The sequence below is a fragment of the Collinsella sp. LCP19S3_C9 genome (assembly GCF_052121575.1).
Lineage (GTDB): Bacteria > Actinomycetota > Coriobacteriia > Coriobacteriales > Coriobacteriaceae > Collinsella.
This window is the reverse complement of sequence record NZ_JBQKDZ010000005.1, coordinates 18152-43485: the sequence shown is the minus strand read 5'-3', so window position 1 is coordinate 43485 and position 25334 is coordinate 18152. Positions and strand designations below refer to the sequence as shown.

At 60.4% G+C, this 25334-nt stretch carries 18 protein-coding genes; 1 reads left to right on the top strand and 17 read right to left on the bottom strand.

The window, feature by feature from the left end; all coding sequences use genetic code 11:
• The 5 genes from infB to ACTQXI_RS03610 form a co-directional block, all read right to left on the bottom strand.
• Positions 1 to 2676, bottom strand: coding sequence for a translation initiation factor IF-2 (gene infB, locus ACTQXI_RS03630; protein ID WP_427794682.1), 2676 nt, complete (start codon positions 2674 to 2676; stop codon positions 1 to 3).
• Positions 2677 to 2767: 91 nt separating this feature from the next.
• Positions 2768 to 4015 (bottom strand): transcription termination factor NusA, encoded by a 1248-nt coding sequence (gene nusA, locus ACTQXI_RS03625; RefSeq protein WP_441048821.1) that lies wholly within the window; start codon positions 4013 to 4015, stop codon positions 2768 to 2770.
• A 1-nt stretch (position 4016) separates the two neighbouring features.
• Positions 4017 to 4511 (bottom strand): ribosome maturation factor RimP, encoded by a 495-nt coding sequence (gene rimP / locus ACTQXI_RS03620; protein WP_427794683.1) that lies wholly within the window; start codon positions 4509 to 4511, stop codon positions 4017 to 4019.
• Positions 4512 to 4767: 256 nt separating this feature from the next.
• Entirely contained in the window at positions 4768 to 7344 is a 2577-nt protein-coding gene (leuS, locus tag ACTQXI_RS03615) for a leucine--tRNA ligase (protein ID WP_427747319.1), read from the bottom strand.
• Between the two features lie 259 nt (positions 7345 to 7603).
• On the bottom strand, positions 7604 to 9115 hold the full coding sequence (locus tag ACTQXI_RS03610; RefSeq protein ID WP_154515410.1) for an IMP dehydrogenase: 1512 nt from the start codon (positions 9113 to 9115) through the stop codon (positions 7604 to 7606).
• A gap of 193 nt (positions 9116 to 9308) precedes the next feature.
• Here ACTQXI_RS03610 and ACTQXI_RS03605 point away from each other — a divergent pair, with 193 nt between their 5' ends.
• Positions 9309 to 9653 (top strand): winged helix-turn-helix domain-containing protein, encoded by a 345-nt coding sequence (locus ACTQXI_RS03605; protein WP_427719637.1) that lies wholly within the window; start codon positions 9309 to 9311, stop codon positions 9651 to 9653.
• A 101-nt stretch (positions 9654 to 9754) separates the two neighbouring features.
• On the opposite strand, the gene ACTQXI_RS03600 is transcribed toward ACTQXI_RS03605, so the two are convergent.
• The 12 genes from ACTQXI_RS03600 to ACTQXI_RS03545 all read right to left on the bottom strand — a co-directional run bounded on the left by ACTQXI_RS03600 (position 9755) and on the right by ACTQXI_RS03545 (position 25305).
• Positions 9755 to 10747, bottom strand: coding sequence for a PLP-dependent transferase (locus tag ACTQXI_RS03600; RefSeq protein WP_441548336.1), 993 nt, complete (start codon positions 10745 to 10747; stop codon positions 9755 to 9757).
• 66 nt (positions 10748 to 10813) lie between these two features.
• Positions 10814 to 11479 (bottom strand): DUF4956 domain-containing protein, encoded by a 666-nt coding sequence (locus ACTQXI_RS03595; RefSeq protein ID WP_441547450.1) that lies wholly within the window; start codon positions 11477 to 11479, stop codon positions 10814 to 10816.
• Between the two features lie 3 nt (positions 11480 to 11482).
• Entirely contained in the window at positions 11483 to 12274 is a 792-nt protein-coding gene (locus ACTQXI_RS03590; RefSeq protein WP_441548335.1) for a polyphosphate polymerase domain-containing protein, read from the bottom strand.
• Positions 12261 to 14030 (bottom strand): CotH kinase family protein, encoded by a 1770-nt coding sequence (locus ACTQXI_RS03585; protein WP_427794689.1) that lies wholly within the window; start codon positions 14028 to 14030, stop codon positions 12261 to 12263. The genes ACTQXI_RS03590 and ACTQXI_RS03585 overlap by 14 nt, the downstream gene beginning before the upstream one ends.
• Positions 14020 to 15564: an exopolysaccharide Pel transporter PelG gene (gene pelG / locus ACTQXI_RS03580; protein ID WP_441048826.1), complete on the bottom strand. Its 1545-nt coding sequence runs from the start codon at positions 15562 to 15564 to the stop codon at positions 14020 to 14022. The genes ACTQXI_RS03585 and pelG overlap by 11 nt, the downstream gene beginning before the upstream one ends.
• Positions 15565 to 15567: 3 nt before the next feature.
• A complete protein-coding gene (gene pelF, locus ACTQXI_RS03575; RefSeq protein WP_441048827.1) occupies positions 15568 to 16995 on the bottom strand; it encodes a GT4 family glycosyltransferase PelF in 1428 nt (475 codons plus the stop codon).
• Positions 16992 to 18872: a DUF2194 domain-containing protein gene (locus ACTQXI_RS03570; protein WP_441048828.1), complete on the bottom strand. Its 1881-nt coding sequence runs from the start codon at positions 18870 to 18872 to the stop codon at positions 16992 to 16994. The genes pelF and ACTQXI_RS03570 overlap by 4 nt, the downstream gene beginning before the upstream one ends.
• Complete coding sequence (locus ACTQXI_RS03565) at positions 18869 to 19774, bottom strand: hypothetical protein (protein ID WP_441048829.1); 906 nt, start codon at positions 19772 to 19774, stop codon at positions 18869 to 18871. The genes ACTQXI_RS03570 and ACTQXI_RS03565 overlap by 4 nt, the downstream gene beginning before the upstream one ends.
• Positions 19771 to 21900, bottom strand: a complete 2130-nt coding sequence (locus ACTQXI_RS03560; RefSeq protein ID WP_441048830.1) for a hypothetical protein — start codon at positions 21898 to 21900, stop codon at positions 19771 to 19773. The genes ACTQXI_RS03565 and ACTQXI_RS03560 overlap by 4 nt, the downstream gene beginning before the upstream one ends.
• 344 nt (positions 21901 to 22244) lie before the next feature.
• Entirely contained in the window at positions 22245 to 22913 is a 669-nt protein-coding gene (locus ACTQXI_RS03555) for an RloB family protein (RefSeq protein WP_441048831.1), read from the bottom strand.
• A gap of 1 nt (position 22914) precedes the next feature.
• Positions 22915 to 24132 carry an AAA family ATPase gene (locus ACTQXI_RS03550; protein ID WP_441048832.1) on the bottom strand — a complete coding sequence of 406 codons (1218 nt, stop codon included), beginning with the start codon at positions 24130 to 24132 and terminating at the stop codon, positions 22915 to 22917.
• A gap of 273 nt (positions 24133 to 24405) precedes the next feature.
• Positions 24406 to 25305 carry a DUF4238 domain-containing protein gene (locus tag ACTQXI_RS03545; RefSeq protein WP_441048833.1) on the bottom strand — a complete coding sequence of 300 codons (900 nt, stop codon included), beginning with the start codon at positions 25303 to 25305 and terminating at the stop codon, positions 24406 to 24408.
• Between the last annotated feature and the right edge of the window lie 29 nt (positions 25306 to 25334).

The window sequence follows — 25334 nt, the reverse complement described above, 5'->3', positions numbered from 1 at the left end:
CTACTCGGTACGGGCAACCTGGTCGATACGGTAACCCTCGATCTGGTCGCCGGGCTTGATGTCCTGGAAGTTCTCCAGGCCAATGCCGCCCTCGGAACCGCTCTTGAGGCTCTTGGCCTCGTCCTTGTAGTGGCGCATCGAGGCGATCTTACCGTTAAAGACAACGATGCCGTCGCGCACCAGGCGCACGGAATCGGTCGCGGCGATCTCGCCCTCCTCGACGCGGACACCGGCGGCGATACCGACTTTGGGCACCTTAAAGGTGTCCAGGACGGTCGCAGTACCCGTGGAGACCTCGACCTCGGTGGGCTTGAGCATGCCGATACGGGCAGCGTCGAGCTCCTCGAGGCACTTGTAGATAACGTCGTAGCAACGGATCTCGACGCCCTCGCGCTCGGCAGCGGAGCGGGCCTTACCGTCGGGACGCACGCCAAAGCCAATGATGATGGCGTTGGAGGCGTCGGCCAGGACAACGTCGGTCTCGTTGATGGCACCGACCGCGGAGTGGATCGTGTTGATGCGGACCTCGGACTGATCCATCTTGTCGAGCGAGTCCTGAAGGGCCTCGATGGAGCCCTGGACGTCGGCCTTGATGATCAGGTTGAGCTCCTTGACCTCGGCGTCGGCGATGGTCTCGAAGAGGTTCTCGAGCGTGACGTGCTTCACGCGGCTCTGCTCCTCGATACGGGCCTTGAGCGAGCGCTCATCGGCCAGGGCGCGCGCCTCGCGCTCGTCCTCGAACACGCGGAACTCGTCGCCGGCGTTGGGGACGGACTGCAGGCCCAGGATCTCGACGGCGTCGGAGGGACCGGCCTCGGTGACGGCGCGGCCCTTGGGGTCGAGCATGGCGCGAACGCGGCCATAGGTGAGGCCGGCGACCAGCGTATCGCCCACGTGCAGGGTACCGCGGGTCACGAGCACGGTAGCGACCGAGCCGCGGCCCTTGTCGAGCTTGGCCTCGAGGACGTTGCCCGAGGCGAAGGTATCGGGGTTGGCCTTGAGCTCGAGCACGTCGGCCTGGAGCAGCACGGTCTCCAGAAGGTCGTCGATACCGATCTTCTGCTTGGCCGAGATGTTGACGAACATGTTCTGTCCGCCCCACTCCTCGGGGATGACGCCGTACTCGGTGAGTTCCTGGCGTACACGGTCGGGGTTGGCGCCGGGCTTATCGATCTTGTTGACGGCGACGACGATGGGAACGCCGGCGGCCTTGGCGTGGTTGATCGACTCGACCGTCTGGGGCATGACGCCGTCGTCGGCGGCGACGATCAGGATGACGATGTCGGTCACCTTGGCGCCACGGGCACGCATGGCCGTAAAGGTAGCGTGGCCCGGGGTATCGATGAAGGTGATCTTGCGGTCGTTGATCATGACCTGCGAAGCGCCGATGGCCTGGGTAATGCCGCCAGCCTCGCCGGCAGCGACGCCGGTGTGGCGGATGGCGTCGAGCAGGCTCGTCTTGCCGTGGTCGACGTGACCCATGACGGTGACGACCGGGGCGCGGGGCTTAAGGTCGGCGGGATCGTCGTAGAACGAGAAGGTGTTCTCCTCCTCGGGGGTGATGATCCTGATCTGACGGCCCAAGTCGTCGGCAACGAGCTCGACAAGGTCGTCGGACATGGACTGCGTCATGGTGAGCGGCGTGCCCAGCAGGAACAGGCGCTTGATGATGTCGTTGGCCGGAACGTCGAGCGCCTCGGCAAGCTCCTGGACGGTAACGCCCTGGGAGACCTTGATGGCGTCGAGCTCCTCGGGGTTCACGCCCTGGGCCAGCGCCTCCTCAATCTTGCGCTCCTCCTGAGCCCTAGCGGCCTCGCGCTCGCGCTTCTCCTTGCGCTTCTTGCGGCGACCGGTGGACTCGCGAGAGGCCTCCTCGACGGCGGCACGGGCCTCCTCGAGAACCTTCTCGCGGCTGTACTCCTCGGCCTCGCGCGCCATGCGGCTGTAGTGGTCCTCTTCGCTGTTGTGACCACCCTTGCGCTTCTTGCCCTTGCCCTGCTTATCGGGGTTGGGGAAATCCATGCCGGCAGCGACATTGTTGCTGGCATTGGTGCGATGGCTGTGCGGGCGGCTCTCGGAGGCGTTGCGGTCGTTGCGACGGCCGCCACGACGATCGCTGTTGCCGCCGCGACGGTTGCCGCGCTCGGCCTTGGCCTTGTCCTCGGCGTCCTTCTTCTCCTTGAGCACGGTCTCCTGTGCGGCGATCTGATCGAGCAGCGAACGGAAGCGCGAACCGGAGTCGGAAGCGGGAACGGCGCGGCGCTGGGCCTCGCGAGCAGCTTCCTCCTTCTCGCGGGCAAGGCGCTCCTGCTCGGCCTTCTTCTTGGCCTCGGCCTCGGCACGGGCTGCCTCCTCGGCGGCCTGGGCGGCGGCAAACTGGCGGCGCTCCTCCTCGCGTGCCTTCTCGGCGGCAATGCGCTCGCGCTCGGCCTCGGCGGCACGCGCTGCCTCCTCGGCGGCGGCAGCCTCCTCCTCGGCCTGCTTGGCGGCCTCGACTTCCTGGGCGCGGGCCTCGATCACCGAGGCAAGCTGCTTGCGGACCATGGCAACATAAGCGTCCTCCAGGGCGGAGGAAGCAGACTTAGCGGGAATCTTCATTTCGGCGAGGTGACCCATCAGTTCCTTGGAGGTCATGCCGAACTCTTTGGCCAGGGTGGACACACGGACTTTTGCCATATGACTTCACCTACCCTTTCTGGCACCTTGGGTGCCTAGAGACTGAACGAGCGTGGGATGTGCGCCGGAACCTGTCCAGCGCAACCGCGCGCTAGATCAGGTCCTCCGCATCATCGAAGGCGTCGGTGTCGTGGACACCGCAGTAACGGGAACCGGGACGGGCCTGGTTGCGGCACTGGATGCCGTCCTCGGACACGTACTCGCAACGACGGGCGTCGTCATCCTCCTCGTCACCGATCAGGTCAGCGGCAGGCTCCTCGTGAACGGGAACGTTCTTGAGGATGTCGGCGGCAAGGGTCTCGGACTTAATGTCGATGTGCCAGCCGGTCAGGCGTGCGGCCAGGCGGGCGTTCTGGCCCTCCTTGCCGATGGCGAGCGAAAGCTGGTCGTCGGGCACGATGACGCCGGCATAGGCCTTCTCCTCGTCGATAAGGACGCGAGTGACCTTGGCGGGCGACAGGGCGTTGGCGACGTAGACGGCCGGATCGGCATCCCAAAGGATGACGTCGACGCGCTCACCGCGCAGCTCACCCACGACGGCACGCACACGGCTGCCCTTGGGGCCGACGCAGGCGCCCACGGGATCCAGGCGGTCATCGAGCGAGTGGACGGCGACCTTGGAGCGCTGGCCGGGCTCGCGGGCGATCGACTTGATCTGGACGGTGCCCTCATAGATCTCGGGCACCTCCTGCTCAAACAGACGACGCATGAGCTCGGGGTGGGTACGCGAGATAACGATCGGCGGACGGCTGTGCTCGCCGCGAACCGGCGGAAGCGTGGAGTTGGGGTCGCGAACGTCAATGATCACGGCCTTGATGTGCTGGTTGTGCAGATAGCGCTCGCCCATGGGGCGCTCGTTGCGCTCGTTCTCGTAGCGGCGCTGATCAAAGTGCGGAAGCTCGGCCTCGACGCCTTCGCGGATCTTGACGATCGTAAAGTCGGGTGTGGACTGCAGTACGGTACCGCTGATGAGGTCGCCGATACGGCCGGAGAACTCCTCGTAGATCTGCTCGCGGGCGGAGTTGCGCACGATGGCGTTGATCTCGGCCTTGGCGTGCTGGGCGGCGATGCGGCTGGTGTTCTTGGGGGTGACGTCGATCTCCTCGAACTCGGTGAAGTTGCCCTCCTCGTCCATGGAATCGTCGATCGGCTCCAGGCGGTAGACATAGATCTTGCCGGTGGTGCGGTCGATGGTCACCTTGGCGCCCCACTCAAGATGCAGGATCTCGGCATAGCTCTTGGCGAGCGACTGCTCCAGGCGGTCGATCAGGTAGAGCTGGTCGATGTGCTTCTCCTGGCAAAGCTCCATCAGGGCGGACATCATGTCGGATGCTGCCATGTTAGTTTCCTTCCTTCGCGGGCTTGAAGTCATAGACGGGCTTCAACTTGCACTTTTTAACATCGGAAAAATCGAGGGTGACAGACTCGCCGTCCTCGAGCTCGAGGGTTACGTTGGTCTCGGTCGCGGCGGCAATCTTGCCGGAGTACTTGCGACGGCCCTCGGTGGCGGTGGAGGAAAGCTCGCAGTCCTCGCCCACAAAGCGGGCAAAGTCACGCGGACGGCGCAGCGGGCGCGCCATACCCGCGCTCGACACCTCGAGCGTATAGCTCGAAGAGATGGGGTCGAGCTCCTCAATCACGTCGCCGACCCACTTGGTGTTGGCCGTGACGTCGTTGAGCGACAGGCTCTGACCCTCGGCACCCTCGATACGCACACGCACGCAGGGGGCCTTGGTGGCACCCACGAGCTCAACGTCGACAATATCGACATCGTGCTGGGGGGCGACGGCCTCGAGCGCGTCGATGATCGCCTGCTCGATCTTGGTCTTGACCATTGCGGCACCTCCATCCATACAAAAAAGAAGCGGGGCCGAAACCCCACTTCTTTCAATTACAACTTCATTTGCAAGCAAACTATACCAATACCTGCGAAAACGTGCAACCATAGCACAAACCCGCAGGTCAGCGTGAGCACAGGTTCTCCACAAGAAATGGATAATTGGATGTAGTCGCAAGTATCCATATCCAAAAAGAGGGACGACCCAGCCGGATCGTCCCTCGTCTATTGTGCATCAACTATATGCGCAAGGTTTACTTAACCACCAGGTTGACCAGCTTGCCGGGCACGCAGATGGCCTTGACGACCGTCTTGCCCTCGAGCCACTTGGCAACAGCGGCCTCGGCGGCAGCCTGCATCTCCTCGTTGGAGGCATCGCGGGCCACATCGATGCGGCCGCGGACCTTACCGAGCACCTGGACCACGATCTGCACCGTGTCCTCGATGGACTCGGCCAGGTCAAACTCGGGCCAGGCGGCGGTGTAGGCGTTGCCCTCGCAGCCGAGTGCCTCGTGCCACAGCTCGTCGGCCCAGAACGGGCAGATGGGGGCAAGGACGCTCACGATGTCCTTGGCCACGCCGTAGCACAGTGCCTTGTCGCGCGATGCGCCCTCGGTGGCGTTGAGGTAGGCGCTCGCCGCGTTGACGAGCTCCATGACGGCCGAGATCGCGGTGTTAAACTGGCCGCGATCGAAGTCCTCGGTGCACTTGGCGATGGTGCGGTGACGCTCGCGATAGAGCTTCATCGCGGTCTCGTCGAGCACGGACTTGTCGAAGGCAACGTTGGCGTCACCCGACTGGACAAGCTGCCACACGATACGCCAGGCGCGCTTGATAAAGCGGTTGGCACCCTCGACGGCCTTGGGATCCCAGTCAAAGTCCTTCTCGGGCGGGGCGATAAACAGGATCGCCAGACGCATGGTGTCGGCGCCGTAGGGCTCGATAACCGAGCTCGGGGGTACGACGTTGCCCTTGGACTTGGACATGGTGTCGCCGTTCTCGTCCTTGACCATGCCCTGGCACAGCAGGTTGGTAAAGGGCTCGTCCACGCTGAGCAGACCCAGGTCGCGCAGCGCCTTGGTAAAGAAGCGGCTGTAGAGCAGGTGCAAAATGGCGTGCTCGATGCCGCCGATGTAGTTATCGACGGGCATCCAACGGTCTGCCGCCTCGCGGGAGAAGGGCAGCTCGGTGTTGTGCGGGTCGGTATAGCGCAGGTAATACCAGCTGGAGCAGGTGAAAGTGTCCATGGTATCGGTCTCGCGCTTGGCCGGGCGGCCGCAGACCGGGCAGGTAGTCTCGTAGAAGTCCTTGCACTCGGCGAGGGTCTCGCCGGCGCCCAGGTCCAGGTTCTCGGGCAGCGTCACCGGCAGCTGGTCCTCGGGCACGGGCACAATGCCGCAGTGCTCGCAATGGATGGCCGGGATGGGGTTGCCCCAATAGCGCTGACGGCTGATGAGCCAGTCGCGCAGGCGGAACTCGACCTTGCGACGACCGCAGCCCATGGCCTCGAGGTCGGCCACGATGGCAGCCTCGCCCTCGGAGTGCTTACCGCCGCGCATGCCGGTGTACTTGCCGGACTGGACGAGCGTGCCCTCGGCAGCGTGGGCGCAATCCCAGTCTACGGTCTCGGCATGGAAGGTATCGATGGTCTCGCCACTGGCCTCGACGGCAGCGCGGTCGTCATCGTCCAGGATGATCGGGACGATCGGGAGGTCGTACTTGCGGGCAAACTCAAAGTCGCGCTGGTCGCCGCAGGGAACGGCCATGACGGCGCCGGTGCCGTAATCGGCAACGACATAGTCGGCAACCCACACGGGAACCTTCTCGCCGTTGACGGGGTTAACCACGTAGCGGCCCGTAAAGGCACCGTGCTTCTCGAGGGTGCCCTGGGCACGCTCGACGGCAGAGATATGCTTGGAGTCCTCGACGATCTTGGTCACGGCCTCCTCGTACTCCGTGCCCTCGACGAGCTCGTGCAGACGAGCGTACTCGGGAGCCAGGACAAAGAAGGAGACGCCAAAGAGCGTGTCGGCACGCGTGGTGAAGACGGTGATCTTGCCCTCGTCGCCCTCGATGGGATCGCCGTTGGCATCACACAGGGTAAAGTCGACCTCGGCGCCCTCGGAGCGGCCGATCCAGTTGGCCTGCATCTGCTTAACGCGCTCGGGCCAGCCGGGGAGCTTCTCCAGATCGTCGAGCAGCTCCTGGGAGTACTCGGTAATCTTGTAGTACCACTGCTCAAGGTCGCGCTTCTCGGGCTCGGTGCCGCAGCGCCAGCACTTACCCTCGGTAACCTGCTCGTTGGCCAGAACGGTCTTGCAGTTGGGGCACCAGTTGACCGGGTTCTTCTTGCGGTAGACCAGGCCCTTTTCCCACATCTTCTCAAAGATCCACTGGCCCCAGCGGTAGTAGTCGGGGCTGCAGGTCTTGACCATGCGATCCAGATCGTAGGAGAAGCCCATGCGCTTCATCGTGGCGAGCGCCTGGTCCATGTTCTTATACGTCCAGGCGGCAGCCTGCGTGTTGTGCTTGATGGCGGCGTTCTCGGCGGGCAGGCCAAAGGCATCAAAGCCAATGGGATGCAGCACGTCAAAGCCGCGCATACGGGCCTGACGGGCCATGGCATCGCCGATGGTATAGTTGCGCGCGTGGCCCATGTGCAGGTCGCCCGAAGGATACGGGAACATCTCGAGCACGTACTTCTTGGGCTTGCTGGCGTCGGTGTCGACGGCAAAGAGGTTGGAGTCCTCCCAGGCCTTCATCCACTTGGACTCAATGGCCTGCGCGTCGTAGGCAGGGATCTCGTCCTTATGATCTGTGCAATCGCACATATCAGCTCCTTTAATCTTAGCTGGGGTCGGTCGGCTTGGCTTTATTCGCTACTGCGGACAGTCCTGCGCAAGACGAAGAGCACATTAAGTGCTCTTCTTTGCGTGCGGAACTTGTAGCGAACAAAGCCAAGCCGACCGACCCTAAGGTTAACTTGACTGATGATAGCAAATACGACAAGCGAGATGCCTGCGACTTGCAGGCATCTCGCTTTATCTTAATAACGTGGTTGGAACTCAACCTTTATGTGCGGCTCTTATCCTATCGATAAGACACAGACTGCTGCGAATCCTTGACGACTACGTCGTGGGCGCCGCCTTCGACGATCGAGGTCGAGCTCACCAGGGTCAGGCGTGCCTTTTTCTGGAGCTCGGGGATCGAGAGGGCACCGCAGTTGCACATCGTGGACTTGATCTTGTAGAGCGTGCCGCCCACGCCGTCCTTAAGGGAGCCGGCGTAGGGAACGTAGGAGTCGACGCCCTCGACAAAGCTGAGCTTCGCGGCGCCGCCCAGGTCGTAGCGCTGCCAGTTGCGGGCACGCGCAGAACCCTCGCCCCAGTACTCCTTCATGTACTGACCGTTGACGTTGACGCGCTCGGTCGGGCTCTCGTCAAAGCGGGCAAAGTAGCGGCCCAGCATCATAAAGTCGGCACCCATGGCAAGGGCGAGCGTCATGTGGTAGTCGTAGACGATACCGCCGTCGGAGCACACGGGCACGTAGACGCCGGTCTCCTCGTAGTACTCGTCGCGAGCGCGGCAGACGTCGATCAGCGCGGTGGCCTGGCCACGGCCGATACCCTTGGTCTCGCGGGTAATGCAGATGGAACCGCCGCCGATACCGACCTTGATGAAGTCGGCACCGCAGTCGGCCAAAAAGCGGAAGCCCTCGGCGTCAACGACGTTGCCGGCACCGACCTTAACATCCTCGCCGTAGTTGGCGCGGATCCACTCGATGGTGCGCTTCTGCCACTCGCTGAAGCCCTCGGAAGAGTCGATGCACAGGACATCGGCGCCGGCCTCGATGAGCAGCGGCACGCGCTCGGCATAGTCGCGGGTGTTGATGCCGGCGCCGACCATGTAGCGCTTATCGCCGTCGAGCAGCTCGTTGGGGTTGGTCTTGTGGCTGTCGTAGTCCTTGCGGAAGACAATGCCCATAAGGTGATCGTTGTCGTCGACGATGGGCAGGGCGTTGAGCTTGTTGTCCCAGATGACGTCGTTGGCAACCTTGAGGCTGATGTTCTTGTCGCCCACGATGAGCTGCTCACGCGGGGTCATGAACTCGGAGACCTTCTTTTGGTGGTCATCGCGGCTGGGGCGATAATCACGGCTGGTAACGATACCCAGGAGTTTGCCCTTGGGAGTGCCGTCATCGGTGACCGGCATGGTGGAGTGACCGGTCTTCTCCTTGAGCTCGATGACCTGCTCCATGGTCATGTCGGGGGTCAGCGTGGAATCGGACTGAACGAAGCCGGCCTTGTGATCCTTGACGGCCTTGACCATGGCGGCCTCGGACTCGGGGGTCTGGGAACCGTAAATGAAGGACAGGCCACCCTCGGTAGCGAGCGCGACACCCATGTCGACGCCCGAGACGGACTGCATGATGGCGGAAACCATGGGGATGTTCAGGGTGATTGCCGGCTTCTCGCCGCGCTTAAAGCGGGTTAGCGGCGTCTTAAGAGAGACGTTGTTGGGGATGCACTGCGAGGACGAATAACCAGGGACCAGCAGATACTCCGAAAACGTGTGGGACTCACCGGGAAAGAACGTAGCCATGTTTCTCCTTTTTCCATGCGACCGGTCGGCTGCAGGCCTCGTAGGACCCAGCCCAACCTTGGGCGCCCAATACTGGGCAAGTATCTTAACGCACTTTGACTGCTACAATGCATGATTTAAGAAGAGCACACGAGGGTTTAACGCAGGCTTTGCGTTTGCCCAGCAGACACTTTAGCGGAGAGACGTGGAGCGCATGGAGTACAAGACGACGGCAAAACTGGTCATTCAGTCGTGCGACAAAGATCTGCCGGGCGTGTTCGGCCACGGCTGCGTCTTGCTGCTGCAGGGTATCGCCCGCGAACACTCGATCAACCGCGCCGCCAAGAGCATGGGCATGGCCTATTCCAAGGCATGGCGCATCGTGAACGAGGCCGAGGGGCAGCTGGGGTGCAAGCTCATCGAGCGCGACGGCGCCCGCGGGAGCTCGCTCACCCCCGCCGGCGAGCGAGCCATAGCGGCCTACGAGGAGCTGCAGGCAGAGATCAACGAAGTCATAGCCGCAAGGGCCAACGACCTGATCGACACCATCAAAGAGTAGCTAATTTGGGACGGGGCTTTTTTAGCTACCCATCCAGAGCATTCTTAACTCATAGCCAAAAATTGACATTGGGTAGCTAAAAAAGCCCCGTCCCAAATTAGCTACTGCCGGAGGGCGTTATCGAGGGCGGCGGCTACCGTCAGGGGATCGTCGGTGCCGGCGAAGAGGCGGATGGTGTCCCCCTGCTTGCCACGTGGGGCCGAAAGACGCGTCGCCGCACCGCGGGCAGACGATGTGCGAAACTCCCCCGGCAAAGCGTCGAACAACTCTCCCGCGCTACGCTCGATAAGGTCAAACTCAACTGCCGGGCCAAAGCCATGCTCGAGGATTCCCGTTGCAACCGCATGGTCAGGATGCGAGCTCAGCCCGGGATAGTGCACGTTGCACACCATCTCGTTCGCGGCCAGATACTCGGCCAGCGCACGGGCGCGGTCGAAATGCGCCTGCATGCGAGCGTTAAGCGAGGAAAACCCGCGCTCCAACACGTCGGCCTCCTCAGCAGAAAGATCGAGCGCCGACGCACCGCAGCCCGCAAACAACGCATGCGCGCACTCAGCCGCGGCATCCACACGATGGCGCTTGAGCTGCGATCGCGCCACCGAAGCGGCAACGAGCTTACGCGGGGCCTTACCGGCACACACGCGGTCGAGTGCCTCGAGCGACAGCGCGGCGCCCAAGCTCAGCGGATTGCAGCCAAAGACGTCAGCCACGGTGTTGTCAACAACCAGCAGCGCATGGGCCTCACGCGCGGCGCGGCCTAACGCGCGCAAATCGGGCACACGCAGACCGAACGCGCCAATGGAGTTGGCGAACCACCACAGGTGCGGCCCCTCGGCATCAAGCGAAGCATCAAAGCCCTCGGACGCAGCAGCAAACGCCTCGGCGGACGGCGAGCCCACCAACACGACATCGCAGCCCTCAAAGCCGCAAGCAAACGCTTCGGCAAAGTCATCCGCAAAGACCACCAGGCGATCGCCGGGACGCACAATCCCCAACAGAGACAGCGCCGCCGGCACATGCGAGGCTGCAACCAGTCGCGCCTCGCGCGCGCCAGCCCTTGCAGCCCAGGCCTCTTCTAGCTGTTGTGCGTCCACGTGACACCGTCCCTTCAAAACAAAAGCCCACGATGCGGATGTTTCCCCAATCTACTCGCTAGGGCTCTAGCCGTGGTATTCGCCGTTGTATTGGATAAGCGTTAGGTCCTCCACGCCATCGAGGGCACGGATGGCGTCGGCATAGGGCATATCCACACCGTCAGAGAACACCTCGACGGCCATCTCCACCTTGTCGCCGCGCATAGTCTTGGACTTAACGGTGAACTTGGTGCGCCCAAACGCGCGCACGATATCGTCGCCAGCGGTCTGGCCCGTGTAGTGAATGACCATCATGTACACGCGCGACTTGTCCTGGCGGCTCGCAAAGCCGGCGATCATCAGCACGATCACTGCTGCCGTGAGCCCCACGAGTGCATACATGCCGGCTCCCGCCGTAATGCCCGTGGTAATGGACCAAAACAGATACAGCAGGTCGAGCGGGTCCTTGACCGCCGTACGGTAGCGGACGATGGACAGAGCACCGACCATACCGAGCGAGATGACCACGTTTGTCGAGATCGCGAGCGTGACCATGCAGGTGAGCACGCACATGCCCACGAGCGTCACGGCAAAGCTACGCGAATACACCACGCCGGTAAAAAAGCGCTTGTACACGTAATAGATCAGGATGCCCATGGCGAGCGCCACGAGCAGCGACAGGCCGATCTTGGCAGGGTCGACCTGACCAAACGCCTCCAAGACGGAGTTCTTAAAAAAGTCCCTGGTGCTCATGGTCTAAATATCCCCTCGGTTCTCAAAATCCGATTCCCAGTAGTTAAAACCGCGCAGGTAGGCGGTCTTTTCGTAACACAGGCAGTACTTGGAAACCGCCGTAAGCTCGGCCGCGCCCGGCGGCACCATATCGCGCACCAGCTGCGGACAAAACTCGGTAAACTTGACCTCCATCACCAGCTTGCCGGGCTCCAGCACGGGCAGCGCGGGCAAGGTCGCGTCAAAGATATCAAAGCTACCCACCGCGGCACGCACGTTCATGTCAAACGTAATGCGCACGGTGCCCTCATCCATCACCCACGGCTCGCGCTCGTAGTCCACGATGGTCCGCGGGCGCATCATGTTGCAGATACACTCGATGTAGAACTCGCGGCAGAGTTGGTGCGGGCTCCTCAGCAAAAAGCCGTAGTCGCCAGCCAGGATCTGCTCAAACTCGCCGCGCGTGAGCGGCGCGTCCTCCTTGTAGATCCAGCTGCCGTACTTCTTTTTGCGCTCGAGCTTAATCACCCTGTCGCTGCCGTTATAGATGCGCACGCGATACTTTTTGCGCATAAGAATACCGGCGTCTTTTTCCTCGTAGGCCGAGTTGCAGTAGTCGTCAAAGTACAGGCTGCGAATGGTGTAACCACCCGCCCGCGCATGCTTGTCCAGTTTAAAGGCCGGCGCCATGCGGCAGGCAAGCGCGGCGTGCTCGCCCTCGTTAATGAGATATTTGAGCTCGTGGCGATAACGCTCCTGCGTGGCACGCGCAGGCGGGGCCGCCAGGCACTCAAGCAACGCGCTAGCCCTCTTCATACGTGTCCTCCACGACCTTGCCGCCGTCTTGCACGTAAAAGCACTTCATGCCGTACTGCTTGCCATCGTCGGTCACATAGTAGTCAAACGCATCTTGCGTATAGCCGTCGGAGTTGGTGGCACGCACGCGCACAAAGTACTGGCCGGTATCGGGCGCATCGCACGTTACCTCCGGCAGCAGCACGTCCTCGGCCTTAAAAAGCACGTCATTGATGGCGTAGTCGCGCGCAAGCTCCACGGTATAGCGAATATCGCGCGCCTCAAAGTCGTACGCGGCATCCCAGTTCACACGCAACTTGCCGTTATCGATCTGCGGCACGCCAATGTAGAACGGCATGGGCTTCTTATAGCTCTCGCGGAAGCTCTGGTAGTTCTCCTCGATTTCGGACGGAATCGCCGCGGCGATCTGCTCGTATTCGTCCTTGGTCACGGGCAGATGCTCCAGGTCGGGCGCAGCAAAGACGAGCGGCTCCGTGACCTCGCGATAATGCTCGATCATCTTGCTCAGGCGCTCCTCAGTCAAATACGAGCGCAAGTCCTTGACGGCACGGTCGAGTTCGCTGCGGAACGACTTGCTGCGCAACGCGCGGTTAAACAGCACGTTGCCCCAGTAGTTGCTCACGCCGCGCTCCCAGCTCGCATAATCCGAGAACCCCGTCAGGCTCAACTCGAGCTTGCGCAGCATGCCGTCGTTATCCCAATCCAGGATGTACCAAACCTTGGAGTTAAGCGGGCTGTACAGATAGCAGTTACGGTTCTGCGTGTCGCAGTTGCCCGTCAGAATCTGAAACGCCAGCCAATAGACCAGGTTCTCGGTATCAAAGTAGGTGTCGAGCACGTCATCGATCTTTTGCGATTCGTCGTTGAGCGCATCGAGCATCTCGATGAGCTTGGTGTGGTCCGAGTCGCCCTTAATCTCGAGCATGCCCTCAAAAGCCGCCTGGTTATAGTCGGGGTCATCGGTGAGCTTAATGGTGTCCTCAAAGCGATGGAAATCGAAGCTGTTCACCTTATACAGATGCCCGCTCTTATCCAGACCGTGGGCCTTGAGCGCCGTCTTGTTGAGCTGCTCGACCTGCGTAAACAGACCGTAGTCTTCAAAGGTGTCGTTGGATTTTTCGGTCTGGTCGCACACCCATAAGTGCACAAACTGCGTGCGCAGGCCCATCATCTGGGGAATGCCACGGATCAAATCGTAGGCCATCTTGTTACGAAAGCGCATGCCCTCGCCCATATGCTTGTTGAGCGCAATCGCGCGCTGCTGACGCCACGTGCCCTTGCCCTTTTTGAGCTCCACCTTATAGTTCTTTTGCGTATAGGTACTCGACGTCTGACCGCGCACTTGCACGGTGGCGTTGGGAGCCTCCTCGCCATAGCCCACCTCGCCAGCAACGGGGCCCTTATCATCGCCTGGCTGCAGCAGGCCCATAACCTGATAGCGTGTCACGCCCATGTCGGCATAGTCGTAAACCGAGTACGTATTAATCTCGGCCCAGCTATGATCGGTGTTCTCGGAGCTGTTGCCTCGCGAGACCGTTAGGTACATGGTCACAATGCCCGAGTCGTCGTAGACCTCGTACAGTTCGTCCTTATCGCGCAGGTGCTTGGCCTCTCCCGAGGTCTCGGCCTTGTTAATCTTGCCCTGCTTCTTGGCCTTTTTTGTCGAGGATTCGTCCTGCGCAGAGCAGCCCGAAAGCAGCAGTGTGCCGGCAGCCGCCTCAATCAAGCGGCGACGCGATATCATCCTATCGGTCATCAGGACCTCCCCAATGGTTGCGATACACACGGACCACCGTGCGTTCAAACGCGCCATGTGGCTCGCCCTTATGGCGGGCTTCCTCATAGCGCCGCTCGGCACGGTCGAGCAAGCGGCCCAGCTGTGTAAAGCGACCCGTCTTGTCGGTCGCCACCATGGGCTGTTGACTCAGAATACGATACGGCAAGTTGGCAGTATAGGTATCGAGCCGCAGCAGCGCCACGATAAAAAACACCGCCGCACCCAACAAAAAGCCAAAGCCGTAAAACTGCTGCGGCAAAAGCAGCGACACGGCAGTCGCCAGCCCCGCCACACCGGCAAACAGGCCCGAGGCCAGCACGGCCCCCTTGTAGTCGGTAAAGTACAGCAAGACGAGCATCACCGTATTGCCCACGGCATACAGGCCATAGCCCACGCATAGCGTGCGAAAATACCCGTGCATAAGACTGTTAAAGCCCAGCGGCAGGGCCGAGAGCACCGTGGTCTCGAGCGAAATGACCGCCGCCGTCACAAACAGCTGCTTGAGCGCGCAAAAGCGCAGTTCGCTGTTGAGCGTGGAGAGCATCTCCTCCTCGGCCACCACGATGTCGCCCACTACGCCGCCGTCGTTGAACAGGCTGTAGTAGTCGCGGTAGCGCGGATAAAAGTTGACCTCGACCGAGACCACAAAGTTGACGGTCGTGACCAGGATCGTCAAAAACGCGATGAGCGCCGGAACATCGTGGTAGGGCGCGCCATAAAACAAGCCCTTGACCTGCACGCCAATGGGGCCGGCCCAAATAATTACCAGGTGCGCAAAGAGCCCCAGGTTGGTAAACAGGCCCGTGAGCGCCAGCGGCATAAACTGATCGAGCCAGCGCAAAAAGAGCCAGGGGCTGCGGTCACTCTGCGGAAAATACCGGTACAGCAGCACCACGTCCCAGGCGAGCATGACGCCGTAGCCCAGGGCGATTGATGCCAGTAGGCCCTCGACCGGCGGCAGCCCCAGCGCCAGCGCAGCCAGGGCGCACAGGCACGCCACGCCAATGGCAGCCACAAAGCTGCACAGAATGCCACGGTAGTCCTTAATAGCGGTGAGGTAGTTCATGCCGTTCCAGTTGACGATCATAATGTTGAACAGCCACAGGCACAGCAACCCCTGAAGCAGCGTGGCGCCCGAAAACAGCAAAAAGACGCCGTAGAGCGCCGTGCCCGTAACCAGCATGATGGCGTTGGAACCCCAAAACGAGGGCAGAATCTCATCCTCGCGCTCCGCAAACAGCATGTCCGCCAAAAAGCGCGTGACCGGCATGGAGAAAAAGCTGGTGAGCGTAAGCGACGCCAGCAGCGTATAGGTCACCATGCACACCAGCAAATCCTGGTTGGCGCGGCCCACACCCCACAAACCGCACAGCACCAAGATACCCACCTGGAGCAGCACGCCCAGCAGCATGGGGCCCGTGCACACAATGCCGGCGTAGCCGTAGGCGCGCATCGTGGCAAACAGACCCTTGCGTCTAAACAGGCGCTTGAGCTCAAAACCGATTCCGGCCACCGGCTACTCCCCCTCTCTGGGCAAATCATACGCACGCGCTGTCTCGTCGTACAGCGCGCGATAGTTGGCGAGCATCTGCTCGTGCAAAAAGTACGTGGCAACGCGACGCTGGCCGCGCTCCCCCATCTCAATGCGACGGGCACGGCTTGCGCACATGCGCTCCATGGCATCGGCCAGGCCCTTGCGATACATAGGCGGCGTCACAAATCCCGCCACGCCAAAGTCGTCGCCCGGGGCGCCTTCGAGCAGCTCACGGCAGCAGCCCACCTCGGTCGTCACACAGGGACGACGCGCGGCAAGCGACTCCAGCACGCTGAGCGGCTGGCCCTCGGAGATGCTCGTCAAAATGGTAAAGTCCAGCTTTTCCATGTACTCGACCACGTTGACGCGGCCGGTAAAGATCAGGTCGCGCACGCCCAGGGTATCGACCAGCGCATGGCACTCGGCGCCGTACTCCTCGTCGTCCACGCCGCCCATGATATGCAGGCGCACCTTAGGGACGCGCTCGTGCAGCTCAAAGAAGGCATAGATCATGGTCTTGACGTCCTTGATGGGCGCCAGGCGCACCACCGCGCCAATGTCAACCCAGCCGTCATCGGGCTTTAAGGGAATGTCCTTAAAGCGGTCGAACTGAATGCCATTGGGGATGACCAGGCATTTATCCGCATCGCAGCCCATATCGATCTGCGTATTGCGGGCATTGTGAAACAGGCTCGTCACGCGAAAAGCACGACGGTAGATCTCCTCCGAAAGCAGGTAGAAAAAGCGAATCCAGCGGTCCTTAAACGACGGCACCACCCAGTCGGCGCGAATAATCTCTTCCTCGCGCTCGCGCGTGTAGATGCCGTGCTCGGTGAGCAGCACCGGCGCATGATGAACGCTTGAACCCAAGCAGGCGAGCAGGCCGCCGTAGCCGGTCGAGATGGCGTGGTACACATCGGCCACCGGCACCTCGCTGCCCAGCAGGTAGAGCACGGGCAGCAGCATGGAGCGCATGGTATGGAATGCGTCGGCAAAAGGCGTGTAGGGGTACTCGGCCAGGCACACGTCGCGAAAGATATCCATAAACGTGCGGCTCTGCAAAAACGAGAGCGGATGCACGCGACGACGCTGGAAGATATCGAACAGCACGTCCCAATCCGGATTGGAAAGCGACACCAGGCGGCGCAGCGCCTCGCGCTCGCGGTCGTTAAAGTCCGCCTCTTCCTGCTCGCCCGAAAGGCGCAAGGCGTCGTCCAGAAACACCTCGTGTACCTCGACCACGTTACCAGGCAGCTCGTAGACAAACTTGCCGCGGTCGGCCGCATGCGCGCCAATCACCCACAGCACAAACTCGTGCTCGGGCATGGCCTGTATATAGCCATGCATCCAGGTGGACACGCCACCGTGCACATAGGGATAGCAACCTTCGAGTACCAAGCAGATTCTCATTTGTCGCTACCCTCCTTGCGCGCAATGGTCAACGTCTTGTCCGTAGCTTTGACCAGGTACAGGTCGCCCGTCAGATGCGTAATCTCGCCGCCCGTGACTGCACCCGGCTCGCCGTTATTGGCGCGGAACATGAGCCACGCCTCGTCGTGAAAATTGCTCAGGTTGAGCGTCCAGGCATCCGCATCTGTATCCACGCTCACCGTCACGGACGAAAAGCGCTGGATGGCGCCCGAGCATTCCGAGCCGGTCTGGCGACGCAGGTCGGGCGCAGACTTGGTAAGCCAGTCCAGGTAGTCGGTCAGGCCGCCCTTATAGATCTCCCAGCCTTGCCTGGCGCCGCGATCGGGATCGAGCAAGTCGTCCGGGTGCATAAAGTGCGTACTCACATAGTGCATGTTGAGCTCGGACACGGCAGCCAGGCGCATATAGGAATCGTCGACCATGCCGCCCGAGACAATACGCGGCTGCTCCACGATGCCATCGCTCGCCACGCTAAACTCCTGCGCGTACGGCAGGTCGGTGCCATCCTCAAAATACGTACTGGCGATGGTCTTAATGCGCGGCACGTCCTCGCCAATAATCTTGCGAGCGCGGGCCGAAAGGATGTTTGACGGCGGCACGTAGACCGAACCGTGCGCGTTGGGTAGCACCTCGTCCTGAAAGGCGATAAGCTCGTTGAGCGATGCAACAAGCGTCTCCTTGTTCTTCCACGTCTTGTAGTCGTACAGCGTGCCATAGTCGGTGTCCCAGAGCGCCAGCGGCTGATGGTTGTAGCCGTGAAAGCCCAGCTCTCCGCCCATCTGCAGCAGCATGCCGCCAAAGTAGCGAAACTGCGTGGTATCGGCCTGGCGCGCGGGCTCGGTCTGGTTGACCGCGTCCTCGTAGTTTTCGATCATCACGCCGGTATAGCGAATGCCGTATTTTTGCGCGAGCTTTTGTAGATCAGGCCACCAGACCTTGGCATAAAAGTCGGCGATGGAAAGCCCGTAGTCGCGCTTGATGTAGGTGCCGTCGCCCGAGGGCACGGGGCTGGGAAAGTCATCCAGATAGAAGACGGCGCTGTTGATGACCGGGTAGGCCGTGGCATCGCCGAGCAAGCTGATCGCCGCGGCGTAAAACCCGCGCATGACCTTGCTGTAAATGCCAAAGTTGCACACCACGGTATGTCCGCTGCCGCAATCGCTCGACCAAACAAGGGGCGTACCCGTATCGCCGGTTTTGGCCCACACGTGCGCCGTCTCGCGCAGCGAAACCAGCAGTGACGATTTAAAGGGGTCCGATAACTCGTAGCGCTGGCCACCACCGATCATAAAGTCCTTGCTCGGGACGATACTTTCTGCCGTGGTGTACTCATATCCAACGGTATCGATGCCAAACTTGGGTGCAACGGCTTGAATATAGCCGGAGTTCTCCGGCGTCATACCCAGCATGAGCGAGCCGCCGGCATTCACCCAGCTCATCAGGTCGGTGAGGTGCGTACCGAGCCCATCGAGCGACGGCATGAGCAAAATCACGCGATCGAAGGACGTCAGCGAGGGAATGGCATCCGCGCCGTCCAGGGCAAGGTCCACGTCGCGGTGCGCGATCTTCATGTCGAGCAGAATCTGGTCGAACTGCTCCTTTACGTCCTCGACGCCCGTCTGATCGGAATCGGTAATGACCAGGCACGTGGGCTTTTGACCAAATATTGCCGAGGAGGCCGGCACCGCATCGTTGGCGGCAAGCATCCCCAGCTTATGCTGGCCCGCACTGTACTGCACGCCGGCACGCTCCACCAGCAGCACGGCGGCCATGGCAATAAAGACCGCCCACACCACGAGCAGGCCCATCCAGCGAAAATGGCCCGCACGGTCGCGGATATGCTGAACCACGCTCATCGGGCCTCCTCCCCGTCGCGCCAAAAAGCCAGCTCCTCGCGGTTGGCGGCGCTCAAGTACACATGCTGTTTGTCGATCGCATCGATCACGCGGTGGACCTCGTCACCGTCGCGGCGCATCACGGCCAGGCGCAGGCAAAGCATCCAAACCTCCTGCTCCTCGGGCGCGTCGAGCACGAGCTGGTCGGTCACGGCCTGCGCCTCGTCGATCTGTCCGACATCGGCCAGCGCCGTCGCATACCGAATACGCAGCTCAAAGGTGTCCTCGCGCTCGCAGCGGCGCGCAAGCAGACGTGCGTACTGTTGACGCTGAATCTGAGCCACGCGCCCCTCAGCCAAACCCGAGTCTAAATACTCACCAAGAAAATCGCAGTATTCGTTGAGGTTTTGCGCGCTCGGGTCGGTCTTAAAGGCGCGCTCCAGCTGCTGCAGTTTAAGGTCGGACTCCTTGGAGATCTGCGCCACCGCCGTCGCGGCATAGTGCGCCACTTCAACGTCGTCGTTCAGCTTAGCCGCCTGCAGCTGCGCCAGATACGCATCGGGCTCCTCGGTAAGCATGGAGAGCATGAGGCGGCGCCGGTCTGCAGGGTCGTTGACGATGAGCGCCTCCTCGAGCGGGATCACGCCCGCATCGGCTTCACGGTCGTGCACCAAGATGCTGCGATGCAGCTCGTCGTTAATGCGCAGCGACTCTAGCGTGGCGTCCTTAAGGTCCGCGCCAAACACGGCGCTACGCGTGATAAGCAGCACCACCAGCAGCGGTCCCCACAACGGCACGAGTACCATCACGGCCAGCATATGCCCGCGCACCGGCAGCAGGCCCAACTTCATAAGCGTCCACAACACCAGACAAACCAGCGCATGAATCAGCAGCAAGACGGCAGCAACGACAAGCGAGATCAAGCGACATCCCCCTCACCGTCACCGGTGTCAGCGATGTGCTGCAGAAGCGCCACGATGTCCTCGCCGTCGACGGGCTCCACCGCAATCCGCTTCGCGCTCAGGCGCTCGCGGATAATGGGGAGGTCGCACGCCTTTGCCTGGCGCATAAGCAGGTAAAGCACGTCACCGTCGACCAGGCCCGCCGCATCGCTCTCGCGGATTGCCGACCCAATTGCGCCCACCAGCTCGCCGACAGGCTCCATGCCCGGCACCACGCGCAGGAGCAAAAAGCTGCCCATCTTGCCATCCGACAGCGCCTGCTCGGCCGCGAGCTCTTGACCAAAGGCCGCCTGCTTGAGCACGCACGTGCCATCGACGCAGCGTTTATCCTGCGCCACCGCCTCATAGTCAAAGGCACGGCCCAGCGCGCTTTCGACCAGTCCGCACAAGATGCGGAACAGGTTTTGGTAATAGAGCGTCATTTGGTTCTCGGCCGCACGACGCACAAAGATCAACACGGCGGGCGCCCCGTCGCGCTCGATCGTATATCCAAACATGGGAAGTCCCGGCGTCAGCTCGCGATTGACCCACAGGCTCGAACAACCCTCGCCGCTCAAAAGGGGCGCAAGCTGATCAAGCGAGATCGAGCGCGTGGCGTCTTCGGCAATCACGGGACTCGCCGCCACCAGACGTGCAAACGCCCCGCCCGAAACGTGGTAGATCGTCACCGAATTGTTTTCGAGAATCTCACCCATGAGCTCACAGCACTTGCGGTAGATGTCGCGCGGGTTGAGCACGTCGAGCTCTTGCGTCACGGCAAAGATCTTGCCAAAGCTATCGTGACGCCCCACAATTTGGCGCTTGTAGGTGCGCTTGTCCTCGATAGCATCGTGATAGAGCTGCGTGAGGAATGTATTGCGATTACGCACGAGTTCGTTTTGGTCGCGCTCCACCTTAATGGCCTCGTTGTTGCGCAGCTGCACGTAGCCGCATACGGCACCCACCACAAAGTACGCGATAAACGGCAGCCAGTTGGACGGCTCGTAAAAGAGGCCCTGGAAGGTATAGCCATACTGGGTAAAGTAGCTCACAGCCAACCCAACCGATGCCAGCAGTGCCGCAGCCAAACCAAAGTCCAAGCCATACAGCGTGCCGATGAGCACGACGTAGAGCAGGCGATAATCGAGCACGTTGAGCTGGGCAGATTGCGAGAACAAATACTCCAGCACCTCGAACAGGACCCAGGCAACGCCCGTCTCCAGGCATTTAATAGGCAGCGTGTGCATCTGGATGCGGTCGATAGCGGCGCGCAAGGGGTTGATCTTCCCTGCGCGGCCAGCATCCCAGCGAGCATGAATGGTCGAAAGATCACGAAACGGGTCGTAGCGCTGAAACCAGCCATAGCGAACGCGAACGATGTCGCTGACGGGCAGGGCATAGCCGGCAGAATCGCCATAGGCAACTGAGAGCCCTGGGCACAGTGCCTTGAGGGCCTCGCCCACCTCACCTGACGTGTGATGGAAGGCATCGGCAACATCGAGCGTCTCAAAGGAGGCGTCCCAGCTGTCAAAGATGCGATGCACCAGCACCGCGAGCTCCTCGGCACACAGCAGCGGAAACGGCGCGCCCTCCGCGCCCTGCAAAGCGACCGATCCGGTTGAGCACGCGTCGAACAGCGGCACCAAAAACGGATCATCCAGCGCGGCAGACGCGGTATACAGGAACGGCACGCGCAGGATCTTGGTTTGAAAGCCCTCGCGAGCAGCGTAGTAGCGGCACAGGTCGTTGGCTGCGCGCGCGATAATGCCCTTGCCCGTTCGCCCCGTGGCATCGGCGGCACCCGCGGGCCCCGCCACATACAGCAGCTGGACCCGGCGACCCGCGCACGCACGAAAGACCGAGCGCAGCAGCTCGATATCGCCCACGATATCGGTATGCGGGGTAAGGTAATTGGATAGGTAGACCACGCGGTCGAACTCGTAGGCCTGCTCCAAGTGCTGGAGGAGCTCATTCCACGAGGCATGGGGCGATGACTCGTCGCGGCGCGCTTCCGCGGCAGCGACGACCTTAACATGGTCCCCGGGGAACGCCTTGGCACAAAAGTCATCGTCAACATATGCGGTGTTGCCAACAACCAGCACCTCCATGGCGCACCCCTCCCCTTAATTCCACATTTGCCATAGTCAAACATGCGTATTGTACGCCGTCAACGCGAGCCGGGACGCCTTTAAGGCAGTTTTAAGAACATCTTCAGAGGATGTGGGGGCGACGAGGGTGCTGAATGAGCGCCCAATCCGGAAGTACGGTGAAAATCCGATATCTGCCGACCAGACCCGGGTTTAGGCAGCAGCGGCCTGCGGTTTTGTTGCCTAAAATCGGGCTATGCTCGGCGAGTTTCGATTTTTCTCCGCACTTCTCCTACGCACCGGATTTGCAATAGCGCATCACAATCCGCCAATCGCCCAACCGGAAAGCCAATCCACAGACTCGACTAGCCAACCAGATACGGCCCGATTACATCGAATATTTCGCCCACCTTGGTTGCAGGGTTTTGCGAAGATGGCTTAACGTTACCCAGCCCCCTATGGTATGTGACGAGGCGCCCAGCACGCTGCAACGCCTCGCCTCGTTTGCCGTCCACCACGTCGAACAGCCCTGCCAAGTTCTTGCGGTACTCTATGCCCAGGTCTTTAGACATCGCTTGAGCGAGGCTACGCTGGCACTCTGCAGCCGACATGGGGGCCGTCGTATATCGAAGGTGCAGAAGGGGCCACAGCTCAAAGCAGGGATTCGACCACAGCGCATGGAACGTCCTCAATCCATCGGTGAGCTCGGCGCATTTGCTCTCCATCGCATCAAAATCGGATGCAGGGAAGTCATCCTTATCAAACACGAGCCACACATGGTCGAAAGTCTCAGGAGCATAGCGGCAATGTTCGACAGCGAAGTCAAGCAGGTCGAGCGTGTGTTTGCCCGTTCCCTTAACGATAACGGCAACCTTGCGTTCGTTTGCCGCGCACAAAGCAGCACGCACGCCCTCGAAGTAGCGAGGCTCAGTCTCCTTGCCCTCGGTCACCACGAGGTGGCGCGTCATCTGCACCATGCGCGGGCGAACCTCGCGTTTGCCACTACGCCAGCCCTTCGACTTCTTCGCTGCCATGTTAATCCCACTCCTCGATGCGAGTGAGATACGGGTCGGCACCGTAACGACCAGACAGGTACTGCTTATCGAAAGCAGCATTCTTGCTAACCAAGTTGCCATTTGCCTCGTGGATGTCGGCGAGCGACCACAGTTGGCTCGCCTCCCCCTCACCGCGTGCGGCAAACCATATCTCGTCGCGGCGGAACACGTCGTTTCGCATTGTGGATACGTCCTGGGACGAGAAGATGAGCTGCGCGCCGCTCTTGTTGACCTCGGGATCCTTAAACAACAGAATCACGTAGCGCAGGAGCTTCGGGTGAAGCTTGGCGTCAAGTTCGTCGACCACAACGGTAGCGCCGCGCTCGAGCGCAGTCATCAGATATGCAGCTAGCCCCATGAGCTTCTGTGTTCCGGCTGACTCCTCAGAAAGGCGCAGCTCATAGCCCTTGCCGTCCACCTCGTGCCTCACAAAGACGCGCTGGCCGCGCCATTCCGGGGCCTTCTCCACCCTAAAGCCATCGATGCGTACGTCGACGGCGCGCAGAAAACGCGTGACCTCGGGCGACTCCGCCTCGTCTAGCAATTGCTCGAGCATCCGCTCCAGGTAAGAGCTGTTGTAGTTCAGGAACACGCCATCAAGAAACCAGCTGGCAGCCTCCTTGATCACCGGCGCATCAAAGTTGATGCAGAGAAACGACAGGTACGGCAGGCTCGGGTTGAATCTCGCAGCCGTCACAAGTTTGCGCAGCGTGGGACCGAGCTCGACCTCAGCACCCTCGCGCTCGAACAACATTGCCGTACGCGAAGCTCCCAATTTGCGCCGCCACAGTCCCTCGGACACGATCTCGTCGGCATGCACGGACAGGGCATAACGGTACTCATGCTCGCCCGCGCGGTAGTAGAGCTCGAACTCGGTAGGCTCGAGAGCAGACACATCATCGAACTCGAACGCCGAACAACGGGGTATCGAAGGACGATTGCCCTCTGGCGCATCAGAGCTAGCTGACAGCAATCTGATCGGTCTGGCCACAGCCGAACGAACGTAGTCAAGAGCTTCGAGTAGGTTGGACTTGCCGCCAGCGTTGGGTCCGTACACCGCAGCCACCGGCAGAAAGTTCTGCCCATCGGGACACTCGATAAGGGAGCGCTCAAACTCCCTCATCGGCGTCGCTTGCATGGAAAGCTCCGCCTCGTCGCGATAGGACCTATAGTTCCTGAAGGAAAACTGACAAAGCATCCTCCTCAACTTTCCTTTCATTGTTTTGAAAAGGTATTTCAGAGTTTTTCTTTGATTATAGGATTTAAGTAGGCAAAATCAAGTGCTTAAGGCACCTGAAGGCCTAAGGTGCAAAGAACAGACTGAACCACATAACACGGTAAAACATAGAAGAAATGCAGATAGCGTAGGACAGATTACTCAAGCTAATTTGGCCCTGATGCCCAGGCGCAATATCAGCGATGCAGACCCACGATATTCAGCAGTACTTAAGCGAGCAAATAATCACTCGGTCTAAACCCCGTCTCGATATTCCTCAACAAGACGCTCCAATTTAGACCGATCTCCTGCGATCAGAAAATCCCACAAACCGTCACCGTTCATGAGCATGCGATTAAATGAATCGACTGCAAAATCAGCCAGATGAGAGATGGAAACACAGCGACCCTCTTCCAGTCTTTGTCCAAATACGACAGCATAACGAGGGGTCAATGGGAAGTAGAAGCCGCAAGGGTCTTTGTCGCGTTCCTCCTTCCACTCTGCATGCGCAGGAAGTGACGAGGTTATAAACTCAGAGCCTTCTGGCGCTATATAAAACAAGCAATCCATGTCGAGCAATAAGACAAGTAAATCGTACACTGGCGCGCCCTTATCGAACCTGAACAGCGCTGTATCCAGACAAGCAAGCTCGACAATGGCTTCAAATTCATTCCTATAGCCCGCCAAATCCATTTGAGAAATGTCTTTGTCAGAGAAAAAGGCGCTCGACAACAATTCGACGGAGTGAACGCCAGCGTCACCTCTCATCTTGCTCAACCATTTTGGATTCCTCGCAATGAGCGATGCAAGCAAAAATGCCAGTCGAGAAATCAACGCGACGCACTCTTCACCTTTTGGCAGTTTTCCGGAATCAAGACAACTGAGCAACGATCGGTAGGTAGGTGCAAGATAGTTCTCGATTTTACTAAGACCATCTTCAATGACGCCCTTCTCGATGAATCCGCCATCGCCTTGGGATCCACGTCGCCTGACCTCATAGAGGTAGTTTTCAGCACAAACGTTTTCGGGCTTCGTTCGAAAGACGGGTTTCAACCCACCAGCGTCGCGTCTTACAACGCTGAGATAACCCGAGTCATCGGTAAACGATTTGAGATAAAAACGCGGCACGTAGTGCTGATTCTTAACCCCAGGCATGAGCACGCCCCTCTCCAATTAACAAATCA